This window comes from Gimesia chilikensis, from assembly GCF_008329715.1.
In the GTDB taxonomy this organism is placed as follows: domain Bacteria; phylum Planctomycetota; class Planctomycetia; order Planctomycetales; family Planctomycetaceae; genus Gimesia; species Gimesia chilikensis.
Window position 1 is genome coordinate 1 of sequence record NZ_VTSR01000028.1, and the last position, 607, is coordinate 607.

General features: G+C 61.0%; 1 pseudogene. It reads left to right on the forward strand.

What is annotated here, in order from left to right:
* Positions 1 to 607: pseudogene (locus FYZ48_RS29340) on the forward strand (hypothetical protein); the annotation flags it as partial.

Genomic DNA, 607 nt, shown 5'->3' on the forward strand with positions numbered 1-607 from the left:
GACGCGAGCAGCATCCCGCGGGATCACTTCGACCTGGCCAACGGCGTGATCGCCGATGCGGTCCGGATCGAATACCTGCCGACTCCCGACCTGGAAGTCACCGTGGACGGCAATGTCGTCGACGATGACACGGGCGTGGTTGACTTCGGTACAACGATCCCCGGCATTCCGGTCTCCAAAACCTTTACCGTGACCAATCTCTCCGCAGATCCGGTCGATGTGACCGGCCTGATCGAGTTCCCGCCCGGGTTCAGCATTGATCCTGCTTCCCCGTTCGGAACGGATACCGTGCCTGTGAACATTCCCGGCGGTGGATCGGTGACCTTCACCATCCAGTTTGATGGCGGGACCACCGGTTCGACCTTCGGTCAGATCTCCTTCACCACGGGTGACGCGGATGAGAATCCTTACAACTTCACCGTAACGGGAGCCGCCGGGCCGGCAACCGTCGGTATCAACGATGGCGACTTTACCAGAACCGGCACCTGGAATGAACACATTCCGGGCGTTGTGGGTGATCCGGAGTTCCTGTACACGGGAGTGCCTTACGTCGGCGGCAGTGGTGCCAATACAGCCAGCTGGGAGTTCGACGTGGAACCCGGCCGGT